The 291-nt window shown below is 51.2% G+C and carries 1 protein-coding gene; it reads right to left on the reverse strand.

All coding sequences use genetic code 11. The features are described from left to right. Positions 1 to 291 (reverse strand): hypothetical protein (locus DP116_RS28800; protein ID WP_211173559.1); only part of this gene is annotated, 291 nt, incomplete at both ends.

A 291-nucleotide genomic window follows, 5' to 3' on the forward strand; every position in this document is an offset into this window, starting at 1 on the left:
ACCACTGTAACTGGTTGTAGAGAAACGCTAAGGAAAAATCGTATAGACCATTATGCTTACGAAGAGGCAGCGTAGACTGTGGGAGTTCAATAACTTCTGGGAGACTAGGAGGTTCGGGAATAGCTGCGGGACAGTGATGCCGGAACAGTTGAATACGGTAGCGGGGCGCTCGGATTTCCTTTACTAGCTGCAATGGATATGTGTTCGCAAGCGTCTCGCTAATTAGGTTCGCTCCGAACGGGAGCAGCCAGTCGAGCTTTGTCCGGTCAGGCTCCTTGTCAACGCGAAGAC

Source organism: Brasilonema bromeliae SPC951, from assembly GCF_012912135.1.
In the GTDB taxonomy this organism is placed as follows: domain Bacteria; phylum Cyanobacteriota; class Cyanobacteriia; order Cyanobacteriales; family Nostocaceae; genus Brasilonema; species Brasilonema bromeliae.